The sequence below is a fragment of the Paenibacillus sp. FSL W7-1279 genome (assembly GCF_037969845.1).
GTDB lineage: Bacteria > Bacillota > Bacilli > Paenibacillales > Paenibacillaceae > Paenibacillus_AQ.
In genome coordinates, this window is sequence record NZ_CP150215.1 from 5,496,722 (window position 1) to 5,512,222 (window position 15,501).

The window sequence follows — 15,501 nt, forward strand, 5'->3', positions numbered from 1 at the left end:
AGGACGGTGAACCGGAATGGAAATGTTACAGCTGAAGTATTTTGTAACCGTAGCAAGACTTGAACATATGACCAAAGCCGCAGAGGAGCTCCATATTGCTCAGCCGGCGCTCAGCAAGACCATTGCCAGACTTGAGGAGGATCTTGGCGCTCCGTTATTCGAACGCCAAGGCCGGCAGATCCGCCTCAATCCGTATGGCAAAGCATTTTTGGCAAAAGCCAAAGCAGCCCTAAAGCTGCTGGAGGAGGGACGGCGTGAAGTCGAGGATCTGGCGGGGCTGGAGCATGGGCGTATTCATTTGGCCTTATCCAACATGGAGCAGCTCCGCGAGCCCTTAAGATTGTTTCTAAGCAAATATCCGAAGGTCAACTTTCATATCATCCAGTCTTCGATGGAGGATATGGTTCAGACGATTGAACATAACGAGGTTGATTTCTTTCTCACCTCCATGCCCATCCGGCACCCGGATATACGCAGCTTTCCTTTGCTCGTCGAAGAGGTGTTCTTGGCCGTTCCCCCCACCCACCGCTTAGCTGGAAAAAATCAAATTCACTTAAGCGAGGCTGCAGGTGAATCGTTTGTCGGATATAAAGAAGGTCATCCGTATCAGAAGATGAATAATGAGTTTTGCAAACAAGCCGGTTTTCTGCCGAAAGTTGTCTGCGAGGTGGAGGACCCCGGAACCATAGCCGATCTGGTACGTTCCGGATTTGGTGTGGCTTTAATCGGGGAATGCAGAAGCGGCGAAGAATTAAAGCTGACGAAGCTGAACATTCGCGAGCCTCAGGCCCGCCGCATATTCCAAATAGCATGGCTGGAATCCAGGTACTTGTCCAAGGCCGCGATTTCTTTCCGTGATTTCCTCGTGGAATACTACGCGGAATCACGGTAAGACAACCGCAAGGGGCTGTCCCAAAAGATCTAAGATCTTGCCGGAGGCCCTCTTCTTGCTGTTAGAAGACGCTCCGTGTACCAATCGTTCCTCCCATCGCGCTGACGCTTGTCCGGAATCGATTTGTCCTCTCCGCTACTTGCCCAGGAGGATTACGTCAAAGACGGAAATGGCGATACAGGGCTGACCTCCCTGTAACCGCCATTCTTTTATTTTTTGCTGTTTTTTCATCCATTAAGCCGTCTCATCAAGTAAGCAGACTATTTTATGGGACGGCCCCTAAAGTACCGGAAACAACGTAAACTCTTGGATGTTTACGTTATATCCGAATGCCAAAGCAACCGGATTGGCAGTCAAATCCTACACTCGAATTCCCTCATCCCCGTCTCTGGTCGTCATCTTATTCAAGCCAACTTGCTACCGCATTTTAACGTCATCGCCATATTGCGCACTGTCCGCTCCATATTGGCGGCGGCTTGACTTATTGCATCGTCCAGGCTGCATACGCCGGGCACGATCGTGAACACCATATCGATACCATGCTCAAGCACCGCTTCATGCCCATCAGCAAGCGAGCCTGCGATGCCGATGACCGGCACTTCGTACCGCTTAGCCGTCTTGGCCACGCCCATCGGCGTTTTGCCGTAAATCGTCTGGCCGTCGATGCGGCCTTCTCCCGTAATGACGAGATCCGCATCCTTCACATGCGAAGCCAGCCCCGTCGCTTCGATAACAATATCCACGCCCCGCTTCAACTCAGCGGCCAAAAATGCGAGCATACCGGCGCCAAGCCCTCCGGCTGCGCCAGCGCCGGGAATCCGGGCCACGTCGCGGCCCAAGCATGCCTGAATCATCGCCGCATAATGTGCGAGATTGCCGTCAAGCTGCTGTACCATGGCCGGATCGGCACCTTTTTGGGGGCCAAATACGGCCGAGGCGCCGCGCTCTCCGGTCAGCGGATTGTCCACATCGCACGCGGCCACGAAGGCAACCTGCTTCAGCCGTGGATCGGCTCCCCCCGTATCGATGCGGGCAATGCGATGCAACTCTCCGCCGCCATGGCCAATTTCCGAGCCATCGGCGTCAAGCAGCCGCACCCCGATCGCCTGCGCCATGCCAGCGCCGCCGTCGTTCGTGGCGCTGCCGCCCAAGCCTAGAATAATCGTGCTGACACCTTCGTTCAGCGCCGACGTAATAAGCTCGCCGGTCCCGCGCGTCGTCGTCGCGAGCGGATTGCGCTGCTCCAGCGGCACAAGCGCTAGTCCCGAGGCGGCCGCCATTTCAATAATCGCGGTCTTCCCGTCACCAAGTATGCCGTAGAACGCGGTCACGGGGGTGCCAAGCGGTCCCGTCACTTCGGTGTGAACCAATCGTCCACCTGTCGCATCCACCAAAGACTGCACCGTGCCCTCCCCGCCGTCAGCCATCGGCACCTTGACGATATCCGCTTCGGGATACACGGCGCGCATTCCCTTCTCTATGGCATGACATGCCTCTAATGCGGATAAACTCTCTTTAAATGAGTCTGGAGCAATTACAACCTTCATTCTCTCCACTCCCTCTCCATCAGTCTTAACCAACTGCCTGAACAATCATTTTGCCGGAGATTACAAGAACCAGCCGAACACGCCGAACACCAATGTCGATACGACGGCCAGGACGAGACCGATTGCGGTCTCATACGGAATAAGACGCAGCCGCTCCTTCATCGCCATATTGACGCTTCCGCCCGTTGCGTGGAAGAAGCTGCCGTGCGGCATATGGTCGAAGACGGTCGCCCCGGCGTGAATCATCGCCGCAGCACCCAGGGAGGCAACGCCAAGCCCCATAATCGTCGAGCCGAACACCGAGCTGGCGACCGCGGTACCTGCTGTCGTCGAAGCGGTGGCCAAGGACATGAACGCGCCGCTTATCGGCGCAAGCAAGTAAGCCGGCAAGCCGGAGGAGGCCAGACTGTCGATGATGACATCCTTCAATTGCGAATTCGATATAATGCCGGCCAACGTCCCCGTGCCGAGCAGCATGACAGCCACGCCCGACATTTTGCCCAAGCCCGATACCGCAAATTGATTGATCTGCTTGATGCGGCCCATGCACAAGGCCCCAACGAGGCCGCCGACCGGCAGCGCGATCACCGGATCGATGACGATGTCGGCCAGCGGGCGCAGTGCCAACAGCACAATCGCCGTGATCGGAGCCATCATCGCCGCCAGGAAGCTCGGAAGCTGCTCAGCGCCGTCGTCTACGCTTTCCTGGCCCGTGATCTTCGTTCCCTTTTTGGACAGGCGCTTCGCGATCAGATAAGTGGCAAAAAGCCCAAAGAAAGCAGGTATGATTCCTGCCATCATCATCGATGTCAGTGGAACATGGAATGCGTCCGCTGCCGAGATGGCGTTCGGATTCGGCGACATAATGTTGCCGGCCTTCCCACCGCCGATCATGGCAAGCAATATCGCCATGCGGGACAAGTCGGCGCGCTGCGCAATCGCGATCGCAATCGGCGCCACCGTAATGACCGCGACGTCGATAAATACCCCGACGGCCGTCAGTACCATCGTCGCGAACGCCAGCGCAAACAACGCACGCGTCTCGCCGACCTTGCGGACCAACGTTTCGGCAATCGTCTTTGCGCCGCCCGATTCAATCAGGACGCCGGCAAGCACGCCGGCTGCCAGGATGCGCAGCACGGCCGGAATCATGCCCTTTGCGCCATCCATCATCAAATTCACCGAATCAACCAGTCCGATTCCGCCGACGATTCCCCCGGCAAGTGCCCCAATCATCATGCCATAGGCCGGAGGGACTTTACGCAATATAAGCACAATCGCCACAACCAATGCCGTCAAAGCACCAAGTACAGTTACAGATACGTCCATAGTCAAGACCCCCTAATGTGTTGTCTCAATTCGTTATACTGTTACTGTACCTGTAACCTGAAAGCGCTTCATCATGCATAAAAATGAAATAAAGCGCTTTATAGAACATGTTTTTTGTTCAAATGCACAAATCATGCATGTTCTTTCCAGACGCCCTCACTCTCCGGCTTCCTCTCTTCCAGCGCGCTTAGCCAGCGGGCCGTCATCAGCGTATATAAATCGCGAAAATGCTTCGGATCTTTGCCTGTCGCCTCATGAATGCGCTGCAGCCGGTAGCGAAGCGTATTCCGGTGAATCGACAGCCGCTCGGCGATGCGCTGCTGCTCGCCGTTCTCATCGTAATAGGCCTCCAGTGTCTGCTGCAGTTCCCCGCTCTTATCCTCCTGCGCGAATCGCCACCATAGCCGCTTCAGCTCTTCCGCCACCCACGAGGGCATAACGTTGGCTGCCACGGTCTCATTCGGCATATCTTCGCCGTAGTATACCGTCTGCTCCGGGAATATCGCCTGGCCTGCCCGCATCGTATCTTGCGCGGAACGGTAAGACGCGATTAAACCTTCGATGCCGGAATACGCCTTGCCAACCGCAATGCGGAGCGGCGCAATCCTCTTCTCTTCCAGCAGTCTACGAATGTGACGGATGCCTTCGCATATATCGGCATTCGGCTCCCGCGGATGGAGATGGGGCTTATACAACACGATTTGGCGCGTATTGTGAATGGCGATCAGGTCGATGGCGGGCCGACCCTCCAATATTTCGACCACCTGCTTGAGCGTAGACAATGAATTCGCGTCCTGCGCACCGGTCAGCTCCATAATGCATGCAACCCGCGCCTTATCCGGATGGAAGCCAATTCGTTCCGCCTGGAGGCGCAGCATGGCATTATCCTTGCCGTCCGCATGAATGACGGACAGAAGGAAATCCTCCTTCATCCGCTTGTCCCATTGGGCTTTTTCCAGCAGATCTGCTTGTTCCAAGTACATTTCCGCCGTCATTTTCACCAGCTCCCCGTACTTGGTCACTTCGTTCGGATCGCCGGTAATGCCGATGACCCCAACAACTTCGCCCTGGAAGTGAATGGCCAGATTCGTTCCGGGCAGCACCCCTTGCAGCTTGCGCGCGCTTTCCTCGTCAATCTCGAAGCGCCCCTTCCTCTCAATCGCAATGAGCGCCCCTTCATGCTTCTGATATAAGCGCGAGCGGTCGCCAGAACCGATAATCCGCCCCCGTTCATCCATGACGTTCACATTATAATGAATCACTTGCATCGTCCGTGTTACAATTTCTTGCGCCAATTCCTTTGTCAATCTGCTCATCTTGTCTATCCCCTGTCTATGTTCGCCACGATATGAAAAAACGCCCTCCATCCGATAAGCGCGATTAATCGCATTCTTGCCGGGATAGGGGCATTCAGCTTGGAATAACGTTATATACGCCCTAAATGTGAGTGTTAACACGAGGAAGGGTATTTCCTTGCGAAGTAGCTGTTATTCGGTGAGGTACTATAATTGACGGTTATTTTGTCTGAGTATACGCTTTCGCGTTTCTTTTGTAAACTCATACACCAGCAGTATGGCCTCAAGAGAACGCAGGTAATCATGATTCCGTCGCTTGCGGTTGAGGTGGATTTCTTTCTAAGAATGTATCGCTTAGGCGAAACTGCCGGTGAATCGTTTGTTGGCTGAGCATTTCATACTGCGAACCAACAATCCGATCCTGATGGATCGGATTGTTACTCCCTGTCTATCCTGAGTTTGAGGTTCCCCATCTATGCTATTTCACAGTACGGTTATAATCCTGGATTTTGGTCGTAATTTCTTTTGCTGCGTCATCCAGTGCCTGCTGCGGTGACTTTTTGTTGTTCAGCACTTCTTCAATCGCACCTTCCACAATCTGTCTTGCCTCGGTAAATACGCCCATCACAGCACCTTGGGTCGCTTTAACCAGCTTCGTCTGGTGCAGCTGATCAATGGCCGTCTGGAATGATTCGGTTGATGGTAGCAGTATAAACATTGTAATATTGAGTAAACACTCAGTTTTCTGAGATTCGTCATTAATGATAAAGGAAGCCATTTGTCTATGACTACAACCAATCGAAATACCAAGAAGGAACGGATATTGAATGCTGCTCTGAAGCTGTTCTCCCATCAGGGATATCATGCGACGACAACCAAAGAAATTGCAGCCGAAAGCGGCGTTGCCGAAGGGCTGATCTTCTACCACTTCGGAGATAAGCGGAAGCTGCTGCTCTACCTTGTAAACAATTTTTCCTTTGTTACACAGCTTCAAGCGGAGGCGGGGGAACTGTCGAAGCTGCCTGCGGAGGAGGCCCTGTTTCAATTCGGCTTGGCATACCTTGGGTTCCTCAGGACAAACATGGATTATCTAATGCTCATTTGGTCACCGGAACTCATAAAGGATGCCGAGGTATCGAATGAGGTTTCACAGCTGATCGGAGGTATGGGGTCAGCAGGTAGCAGCATACTCAAACAGGCGGCGGGATCTAAGCATCAACCAGAACATACGATTCAGACCGCGATGATGATGATGACCTCCTCCATCCTGGTCTATTGCATGCTCCATACCCGCTTCGGGCAGGAAACGCTCCCGCTTGGGGACGAATCGTATATTCGTGAGCTCGTCCGGCTGCTGATGCATGGTATGACTGAAGAATCCTAAGCCGCCGGTGTTCATCACAGGAAGGATTGAGTAGAAAAGCTGATCGCAGAACAGAAACAGCATCTCTGCATCAGCTTCTTTTATCCTTTGAATTTGAGTATACACACAGTTTATATAGATATCGAAAACATTGTTACATTGAAGGGAGAAATGAAGATCATGCTGTCATTCATGTCAGATTGGAGTATCGTCATGATATTGTGGCTGCTGCCGGTTGTATTTTTCATTCACGATGGAGAAGAGATTGCCACGATGGAATGGTGGCTCAGGAAGAACAAGAATAACCCTGTGCTATCCAAAATCTCGCCTGTCTCCACTCCGTGGGATAAAAATATCACCCTGCAATTCACCTTTGCCGTTCTGCTGATTGGCTTTATTCTCACCGGCGTAACGCTCCTTACGTCTCTTAACTTCGAAATCAGCAGTCCATTCAATGCGCTGTTCGCGGGATTTGTCACGGTGTTCCTGCTGGATGGCGTGAAACATGTGGGCGCGTCGATCGCCCTGTGGGCATACACCCCGGGTGTCATTACAGCCGCCCTCCTTGAAATTCCTTACGGGATTTATGCGCTCTATCGCCTCCTCCATGCAGACATCGTAGATATGACTTCCCTCACTCTCGGAACCATCATCGCCCTGCCGATCACCCTGCTGCTGGTATGGACGGGTCTGACGCTTGGAAAACGTATTGCACCACCTCGCATAAATAATATGTAGGCTCCGACAAGCGATATGTAGAAGAAAAGCGGCTACTCAACGTTGGCGCATCATATTGAATCAAAAAAGAATGCTTCCGGATCATCCGGAAGCATTCTTCTCAACTCTTTCGCAATCCCTACAAACTCCAATTGCGTCTAGGCTTATAACCCGCCTTCTCCAGAAATTCCCGCTCCGTCTCCGGTCCAAGACCCTGAATCCCCACCTTAGCGCTCATCGAAGTAATCAGCATGCGGCTGGCCATCTCCAGCGTTTGTAAGGCCATTCGCGCTTCGCGAATGGACGTGTCATAAATAACCACACCGTGGTTCTCGAGGAGCAGCACATTGGCGAGTTTTGCCTTTTCCCGGACGCCCTGGCCCAGCGCGTCACTGCCCGGGTGATAGTAAGGCACACGTTCGATTCGCTCAAGATAATACATCGTCTCGACGAACATATTGGACGGAAGCTCCAGGTCGGAACAGGCAATCAGCGTAGTATAGAACGGAGAAGCATGGAGCACCGCTCCGATCTCCGGACGGCTTTCGTAAATCGCCCGATGCATGGGTGTTTCTTTGGACGGTTTGCGCCCTTCTGCCCCATACACGTTCCCGGACAGATCACATTCGATCAAGTCTGCTTCCTCCAGTTCGCCAAGGAAAGTCCCGCTGGCCGTCACCACATAACGGTCCCCTTCCGTTCTGGCGGAGATATTCCCCGCATTGCCCCACGCGAGGTCGTATTGCATCATATATTTACCGGTGTGCTGCAGTTCTTTTCTAATCGTTTCTACACTAGCCATGACATCTACCTCCTGTAATATAGTCTGGATACTTCTCCATAAATCGCTTGCTAGATGAACATCAACTAACGTACTTCCTATTTACCGCCTAACAGATTCGGCAGGAACATCGACAATTGCGGAAGATACGTGATCAGCATCAGGTCAATGATCAACACAATATAGAACGGCACCATGCCTTTTGCGATCTGATCCAGCCGGATCTTTGCGATCTGGGCCGATATGAACAGATTGATGCCGAGCGGCGGCGTGCACATCCCGATCGCAAGGTTGACGATCATAATAATCCCGAAATGCGTCGGATCGATCCCGAATTCGGCCGCTACCGGCGCCAGCAGCGGTGCCAGAATAATGATCGATGCATTGGATTCCATAAACATGCCCACGATCAGCAAGAACACGTTGACCAGTAACAGGAACACGATCGGGTTATCGGATATGTTCACGAAGAAACCTGCAACCGCCTGGGGAATTCCTTCACGCGTCATGATCCAGCTAAACAACCCCGCGCTTGCAATGATGAACATAATCACGGATGTCGTAATCGTGGATTGCGTTAGAATATTTATCAGCTTGGAGAATTTAATCTCCTTATACACAAATACACCGACAATGAATGCATACGCAACGGCAACGCCCGCGGCTTCGGTCGGCGTAAAGATTCCGCCGTAAATTCCGCCAAGAATGATGATCGGCATAAGGACGGCCCAGAAGGATTCCTTGAAGGCCTGCCATACTTCTGCCGGCGTCTTTCTCTTCTCGCGCGCATAACCTTTTCGTTTCGCAATAATATAAACGGCAATCATCAGCGATAAACCAATCATGATTCCCGGAATGAGACCCGCCATAAACAGATCGCCGATGGAAGTTTCGGCAGCTACTCCGTATAGAATCAACGGAATGCTTGGCGGAATGATAACCCCCAACTCACCGGACGTCGCTTGAAGAGCCCCCGTAAAGTTCTTATGATAACCCCGGGAGATCATGGCCGGAATCAGGATGCTGCCCAGCGCCGCGGTTGCCGCCGCGGAGGAACCGGATATGGCGGCAAAGAACATCGAGGTTACAATTGTAACGAGTCCAAGTCCGCCCGGCAAATGGCCTGTAAGTGCATTCGCCAGATTCACCAATCGTCTGGAAATCCCGCCAAACTCCATCAAGGTACCCGCGAACACGAAGAAGGGAATCGCCATCAGCGGGAATGAATCCGTAGACGTGAACGAACGCTGGACCAGTACAAGCAGCGGCGTACCGCCTTCCCACCAGATTGCTACAGCCGACGCCATCCCCATCGAAACGGCAATCGGAACACTGATGGCGAAGAACAGGATCAGACATCCAAACAGAACGATAGGCATTATAATCCTTCCTCCTTTGCTTGCGGTACGGTATCGGACACGATCGTTTCCAGAATGACCGCTACCGCATTCATGATGAGCAGCACCGCTCCAATCGGAATGGCTGCATAAGGAATCGACATGCTAAGCCCCATCGCTGCCGACGATTGCACGGAGACCCGGCCCAGAATGTCGATGCCCTGGACCAGCAATAGAATGAAAAACACGATGCATATCGCCATGACCGTGATTCGAATCACCTTTCGGTTGACTTCACTCACCAGCTCCGGCAGCAGCTCGATCGCTACCAGCCGATGATGACGCAGCGCCAGCGAGGAACCCAGAAATACAAGATAAACCATCAAGTATCTGGCAAGCTCCTCGGACCAGTGAAGCGGATACCCGACAATCCGGTAAATAATCTGCATGATAATCAGGATGGACATGACACCCAGGATCATGGCCACTGCGATGCCCACGAGTTTGTTGAGCGTATCGATTGCTTTTAATGTCTGCCGCATGGCTTATCCCCCCTCTTGAAGAAAAAATGGTTATGGCGTATTGATGATTTTGTCATACAGCTCTCTTCCGTACATGTTGGCAAAGCGTTCATGCACCGATTTAGCTGCCGCCTCGAACGGCCCCTTATCCACTTCCACGAACTCCGTACCGAATTCTTTAAGCTCATTGATAATCTGCTCTTCTTGTTCAAAGACCAGCTGATTCTCGTATTCCGTCGCTTCTTTGGCCGCTTCTTCAATAGCTTGACGCTGAAACTCATTCAAGCGTTGATACGTCACTTCACTCATCGCGAGCATCACGTAACCGTATACATGATCGGTCATCATCATATACTTCTGGACTTCTTGAATCTTGGAGCTGGCTGTAAAAGCAACCGGATTCTCCTGTGCGTCAATAACCCCGGTTTGCAGCGATGAATAGACTTCGCCAAAGGCCATTGGCGTCGGCGTCGCCCCCATTGCTTCCCAAGCCGCAATGGAAGCCGGAATCTCCGGCACGCGGATTTTCAAGCCGCGCAGATCGTTTGGCGTTTCAATCTTTTTGTTGGCAGTCAACTCGCGTGGGGTTCTCATCCAGAACTCCAGACCGCGGACCTCGGCATTATCCAGCAAGCTCTGCTTCAGTTCGTTACCGACATCCCCATAGAGCACGTTCTCCAAATGCTGCTTGTCCCGGAACAAATACGGCAGCTCCAAAATGGCATAAGGGCTGTAGAAATTCGATAATACGCCCGCCGGCAGGGCAAAATCCACCGATCCGATCTGCATCCCTTCGATCAGGTCTCGATCATTCCCGAGCATCGAGCTGGCATACACCTCTACCTCGATCTCACCGCCCGTTTTCTCCTTCACCAATTCCGCAAATTTAAGCGCGCCCAGATGCCACGGATCGGATTCGCCCGTTATGTGACCGAGCCTCAGCTTGATCGGGCCCTCATCCGTATTCGGCTTCGTTATAAATAAAGCGCTTACAATGAGTAGTGCAGCCACCATGACAACTGCGAGTCTTTTCCACATTTGTCGTTCCCCCAATCTGATATGAAGTTCCTGCAGCCTCCGCCACTAGAAGCAGAAGCTGCGGGGAAATGTTGATAATTAAAAGGTGACGATGACCTTCAAGGAAGCGTCTTCCTTCTTGTCTACCAGGCGGAATCCTTCCGCGGCATCTTCATAAGACAGTCGATGGGATATGACGGCTTTGACGTCCACCGCTCCGCTTGCTAACAAATCGATGGCGGAAATGGTATCCTCACGCGTGTACGTCATGCAGCCGACAATTTCCTTCTCGGTCTGCTGCAGATTCACGATATCGAAGGTTTGCGTGCCATGGAACATGGCTATCGTTACGCAGCGGCCGCCTTTGCGAAGCAAGGCAAGGGCATCATCCACGATCCCGGGGACCCCGGCTGCAATCAGTACCTTATCGAATTCGCCGGCAATTTCCACCTTCGCTTCCTCGGTCCAGCCTCCCTTGCCGCGAATGTTCAAAGTGTGGGTAGCCCCCATCTCTTTGGCGGATTCAAGCGCATAATCCATGACGTCGGTCACCATGAGCGTTGTAGCACCGGCAGCCTTCGCAGCCGTCATGGCGAGCAGCCCGATCGGTCCGGCACCGAGAATAGCGACCTTGTCTCCTACTTCGATCCCGGCCTTGCGTACCGCATGGACCCCTACCGCGAAGGGCTCAACCAGCACACCCAGCTCATGATCCAGCTGATCCGGCAGTTTGAATACGCATGCTTCCGGCGCAGCAAAGTACTCGGCCATCGAGCCATACCAGCCCTTCAAGCCCGGCGCTCCCCGCTCGGCGCAATAATTCGTTCTGCCCGTCAAGCAGTAATCGCATTTGCCGCAGCCGACCTGAGGCTCCACGGTTACCCGATCACCAATCTGAAAGGATATGACGTCCTTACCCACCTTCACGATTTCGCCGGACACTTCGTGGCCGATAATGACGGGCGGCTTCCGAAACAAGTGCAGTCCCTTGTAGGTATGAATATCCGATCCGCAAATGCCGGCGGCTTTGACCCGGATCAGAACCTCCCCTGCCCCGATCTCCGGTACGTCCACGTCTTTAACGACAACTTTGTACGCATCCTCCACATATACAGCCTTCATTGTCTCTCCCCCTTGTAGTCATTCAAGATGGCGGTCTGCTCCCGTATCTCTCTGTTATATAAAAAGCGCTTGCTTCGATTCCTGCAAATGCTTGCGCATCACCTCGGCGCTGCTCTCCTTGCCGGTCTTGAGCGCCTCATAGATCTTCCAGTGATCCTCCAGGAACTTCTCCATCCGGTGCGGATCCTTCCGCAAATGCCGGCGGGTGATTCGCTGCAGATGATCATGGTAGTTCAGCAGCACCCGGTGTATTTCCTGGTTGCCCGTACATTCGCAAATGATCAAGTGGAAATCATGGTCGGCTTGAGCGAAATTTTTGACATCAAGCCGGCTGACGATGTCGGCAGTTTCGGCAAGATTGCCCTCCAGCTCCTTCTCCTGCTCAGGCGTGAGTCTGGATTCGATCTGCTGGCAGTTGAACGTCTCCAGCGCAATCCGCAGATCGTATATGTCTACAATCCGGTTTACGGATAGATCATTGATGATGATGCCCTGCTTCGAGGAAACGGTGACAAAGCCCTCTGTCTCCAGCCGCGTCAACGCCGCTTTGATCGGCGTCTTGCTCATTCCCAGCAGCTCAATCAATTCTCGCTCGGACAAGAATCGACCCGGCTCGAATTTCTCGTTCAGAATGCTTTCCTTAATCTCGTTATAGGCCACATCTTTTAACAGAAGAGAAGAAGCTGCCCCTTTGCTTTTATCCATCGTCATTCGTGTATTCTCCTATCTTGGCTATTGATCCGGTTCAGGAAAACCGGCATCCCGCACTTTGATAAAATAATCCGGCGATCCCAGCTGTCCGCCCTTAAGAGCCAATTCCAGACCGTCCATGCTTGCGTCGTCCGAATATACCTTGCACAGCGGAGCCCCCGGGGATACGTCCCATATCATCTCCAACCCGTAAGCACCCATCTCGCTGGTGACAAAACCGGAGGTGTCTCCCCCAGCAATGACAATTCGGCGCAGCCCGGCTTGATCCATGACATGCTTGGTTAATTTCCCGAGGCTTCTGCCGATGTACTCGCCCGCTTCCGCTCCGGATAGTCCCATGGTCTTCAACCGCGTTCGTGTCTCACCGATCGCTTCATCCTCTGGGCCCAGCGCCGTATAAAGCACCACGCTTTGTCCTTCTTGGAGCTTATCCACCGCTTGCTGGACAAGCCCCAGCCGGGCAGCATCATCTGTACCCCCGATCATGGCCGGCGTAATACGCATGCCGTGATACCCTTCGGCTATCGCACGCTCAATCTGAAGCTGACTGACCGGTGAAGCACTCCCGGACACTACCAGAATGGCATCGGTTGGCCGAATGGTCGCATCAGATTTGTTATTCTCCGACGAAGGAGAAGCAAGTCCGAGCTCATCCCAATGGGCAGCCAAAGCGTATTCGACGCCGGACGACCCGACAACAAATGTCCCCGCCCCTTCGGGTTTGTCCTGAATCAGCTGGCCGCACCGCTTAAGCCTGTCCTCATCCAAGGCATCAAACAGCAGAATTCCCGGCTTCTCCCCCAGTTTATCACGATATCGGCGAAGAACCGTATCCTTGTCTCCATCCAGTTCTACAATATCCATTAAAGTTATGGAATCCGCCGTCTGCTGTGCAAGATGAAGACGCAAATCCGCCTCATGCATCGGCGTGGAAGGGTGCTGCGACATGACGGGATGCCGATCCAGACGGTACACCGTATCATGCATTTTCGCAAAATGCTGGCCGAACAGCGTATAACGTCCAAGGCGGGGCGCGCCGACCAGCAGCGGAACCGTCACCTGATCTGGAAAATAGTCTCTTGCCACCCCAATCGCGTGGCCGACACTGCCAACCTCAGGCGAAGAGTCGAAGGTGGAGCATGTCTTATAGTGGACGAGCGGCGCGCCGCTCATGGACAGCTTCTCAAATACCGGCCGGAGCTCGGCCTCCATATCCTCCGGAGATTTGGCTCGGCTTGTACCTGCCACCCCGATGCAACGGATGCCTTCAAACTTCTTCAGCCGATCAAGCGAAGGAGCTTCCAGAAACAACACCGTGCGGTAACCGCTTCGGGCCAGCGCCTCCATCGCATCCGTTGAACCTGTAAAGTCATCGCCATAAAAAGCAAGCAGCAGATCATTGTGGTTCATGCTTGTCCCTCCTGAATCTATGATAGATCTATCATAGATCTATTTGAGACCTATTGTATTTGCAGCGCTTTCAAATGTCAACCACCTTTTCGTTTTGACGTGAGAAATATCATTGCGAAAACCGTCTTTGACTGACCTCGCATTCCTCAACATATTAGCCAAGCAATGGCTCATAACCATTATGGATAGCCGTTTAACCGGATAAGTTACGCAAAAAAACTTGAGAGGGAGATATCGATTCATGGGAGATCAGAACCGGAACAAAGGAAATGACAACCGCGTACCCCAACCGATACGCAGCGACGGAGCAGGCGGGCCGGACTATGGCCCGCGGGATGTGATGAGGGATATCGAGAATCCCGACATGCTTGTGCCCCCGGCCACGGATGCGGGCTTGATGCCCAATCTGAAAATGTCGTTCTCCGACACGCATATGCAGCTAAATCATGGCGGCTGGTCGCGGGAAATTACGGTACGGGACCTCCCGATTGCAACCACGCTGGCTGGCGTGAATATGAGCCTTACGCCCGGCGGCGTCCGGGAGCTTCATTGGCATCAGCAGGCGGAGTGGGCCTATATGATCTGGGGCAGCGCCAGAATTACGGCCATGGATGCAAGCGGCCGAAATTTCATCGCGGATGTGGGGCCTGGCGATCTGTGGTATTTTCCGGCCGGTCTCCCCCACTCGATCCAGGGACTCGAGGAAGGCTGTGAATTCCTGCTGGTGTTCGATGACGGCCACTTCTCAGACCTGAATACCCTATCGATCTCCGACTGGTTTGCCCACACGCCAAAGGATGTGCTGTCCGCCAACTTCGGCGTTCCGGAGAACGCGTTTAGCCGTATCCCGAAGGAACAGGTTTATATTTTTCAGGATCAGGTGCCAGGTTCGCTCGAGAGCCAAGAGGTCCAGTCTCCTTACGGGAAGGTGCCGCTGAGTTTCAAGCATCGGCTGCTGGCGCAAGAGCCGATCATAACTCCCGGCGGAAGCGTAAGAATCGTGGATTCCAGCAATTTTCCGATCTCCAAAACCGTAGCGGCCGCGCTTGTCGAGATCAAACCGGGCGCCATGCGGGAGCTTCACTGGCATCCGAATCAGGATGAGTGGCAGTATTACTTGACCGGACAAGGACGAATGACCGTATTCGCCGGCAATGGAGCGGCACGGACCTTCGATTACAGAGCCGGCGATGTCGGTTATGTCCCATTTGCCTTCGGCCACTACATACAGAACACGGGTACGGAAACTCTGTGGTTTCTGGAGATGTTCAGAAGCGACCGGTTCGAGGATATCTCCTTGAATCAGTGGATGGCCTTGACCCCTCGGGATCTGGTCCAGGATAACCTGAAAGTCGGAAACGAAGTCACCGATGCTTTGCGCAAAGAAAAGTGGCCCGTCGTGAAATACCCGGGATATTCGTATTACCCGAGATAAGTTCCCGCCTCCCCGCTTGGTCGA

At 53.2% G+C, this 15,501-nt stretch carries 14 protein-coding genes and 1 pseudogene; 4 read left to right on the forward strand and 11 right to left on the reverse strand.

The window, feature by feature from the left end; genetic code table 11:
- Window positions 1-16 precede the first annotated feature (16 nt).
- Window positions 17-892: a LysR family transcriptional regulator gene (locus MKY82_RS24845; protein ID WP_339294599.1), complete on the forward strand. Its 876-nt coding sequence runs from the start codon at window positions 17-19 to the stop codon at window positions 890-892.
- Between the two features lie 404 nt (window positions 893-1,296).
- On the opposite strand, the gene MKY82_RS24850 is transcribed toward MKY82_RS24845, so the two are convergent.
- The 4 genes and pseudogenes from MKY82_RS24850 to MKY82_RS24865 all read right to left on the reverse strand — a co-directional run.
- The gene (locus MKY82_RS24850) at window positions 1,297-2,439 is read right to left on the reverse strand and encodes a glycerate kinase (protein ID WP_339294601.1); all 1,143 of its coding nucleotides are present in this window, start codon (window positions 2,437-2,439) and stop codon (window positions 1,297-1,299) included.
- Between the two features lie 60 nt (window positions 2,440-2,499).
- Entirely contained in the window at window positions 2,500-3,768 is a 1,269-nt protein-coding gene (locus MKY82_RS24855) for an SLC13 family permease (RefSeq protein ID WP_194543964.1), read from the reverse strand.
- Window positions 3,769-3,899: 131 nt separating this feature from the next.
- Window positions 3,900-5,084 carry a sugar diacid recognition domain-containing protein gene (locus MKY82_RS24860; protein WP_339218962.1) on the reverse strand — a complete coding sequence of 395 codons (1,185 nt, stop codon included), beginning with the start codon at window positions 5,082-5,084 and terminating at the stop codon, window positions 3,900-3,902.
- A 457-nt stretch (window positions 5,085-5,541) separates the two neighbouring features.
- Window positions 5,542-5,751, reverse strand: a pseudogene (locus tag MKY82_RS24865) (ABC transporter substrate-binding protein); the annotation flags it as partial.
- A gap of 96 nt (window positions 5,752-5,847) precedes the next feature.
- Here MKY82_RS24865 and MKY82_RS24870 point away from each other — a divergent pair.
- A complete protein-coding gene (locus MKY82_RS24870; protein WP_339294602.1) occupies window positions 5,848-6,447 on the forward strand; it encodes a helix-turn-helix domain-containing protein in 600 nt (199 codons plus the stop codon).
- A 159-nt stretch (window positions 6,448-6,606) separates the two neighbouring features.
- On the forward strand, window positions 6,607-7,164 hold the full coding sequence (locus MKY82_RS24875) for an HXXEE domain-containing protein (protein WP_220684288.1): 558 nt from the start codon (window positions 6,607-6,609) through the stop codon (window positions 7,162-7,164).
- A 118-nt stretch (window positions 7,165-7,282) separates the two neighbouring features.
- Here the strand turns inward: MKY82_RS24875 and MKY82_RS24880 are convergent, their stop codons facing one another.
- The 7 genes from MKY82_RS24880 to MKY82_RS24910 form a co-directional block, all read right to left on the reverse strand.
- Entirely contained in the window at window positions 7,283-7,945 is a 663-nt protein-coding gene (locus tag MKY82_RS24880) for a class II aldolase/adducin family protein (protein ID WP_339218964.1), read from the reverse strand.
- Between the two features lie 77 nt (window positions 7,946-8,022).
- On the reverse strand, window positions 8,023-9,303 hold the full coding sequence (locus MKY82_RS24885) for a TRAP transporter large permease (RefSeq protein WP_194543969.1): 1,281 nt from the start codon (window positions 9,301-9,303) through the stop codon (window positions 8,023-8,025).
- Window positions 9,303-9,803, reverse strand: a complete 501-nt coding sequence (locus MKY82_RS24890; protein WP_339218966.1) for a TRAP transporter small permease — start codon at window positions 9,801-9,803, stop codon at window positions 9,303-9,305. Before MKY82_RS24890 ends, MKY82_RS24885 begins: the two co-directional genes overlap by 1 nt.
- Before the next feature lie 30 nt (window positions 9,804-9,833).
- On the reverse strand, window positions 9,834-10,820 hold the full coding sequence (locus tag MKY82_RS24895; protein WP_194543971.1) for a TRAP transporter substrate-binding protein: 987 nt from the start codon (window positions 10,818-10,820) through the stop codon (window positions 9,834-9,836).
- A gap of 78 nt (window positions 10,821-10,898) precedes the next feature.
- A complete protein-coding gene (locus MKY82_RS24900; protein ID WP_194543972.1) occupies window positions 10,899-11,921 on the reverse strand; it encodes an alcohol dehydrogenase catalytic domain-containing protein in 1,023 nt (340 codons plus the stop codon).
- A 54-nt stretch (window positions 11,922-11,975) separates the two neighbouring features.
- The gene (locus MKY82_RS24905) at window positions 11,976-12,632 is read right to left on the reverse strand and encodes a GntR family transcriptional regulator (RefSeq protein WP_071223211.1); all 657 of its coding nucleotides are present in this window, start codon (window positions 12,630-12,632) and stop codon (window positions 11,976-11,978) included.
- Between the two features lie 21 nt (window positions 12,633-12,653).
- Window positions 12,654-14,042, reverse strand: a complete 1,389-nt coding sequence (locus tag MKY82_RS24910) for a four-carbon acid sugar kinase family protein (protein ID WP_339218967.1) — start codon at window positions 14,040-14,042, stop codon at window positions 12,654-12,656.
- Between the two features lie 241 nt (window positions 14,043-14,283).
- Between MKY82_RS24910 and MKY82_RS24915 the strand changes: the two genes are divergently transcribed.
- The gene (locus MKY82_RS24915) at window positions 14,284-15,477 is read left to right on the forward strand and encodes an oxalate decarboxylase family bicupin (RefSeq protein ID WP_220684283.1); all 1,194 of its coding nucleotides are present in this window, start codon (window positions 14,284-14,286) and stop codon (window positions 15,475-15,477) included.
- Window positions 15,478-15,501 lie beyond the last annotated feature (24 nt).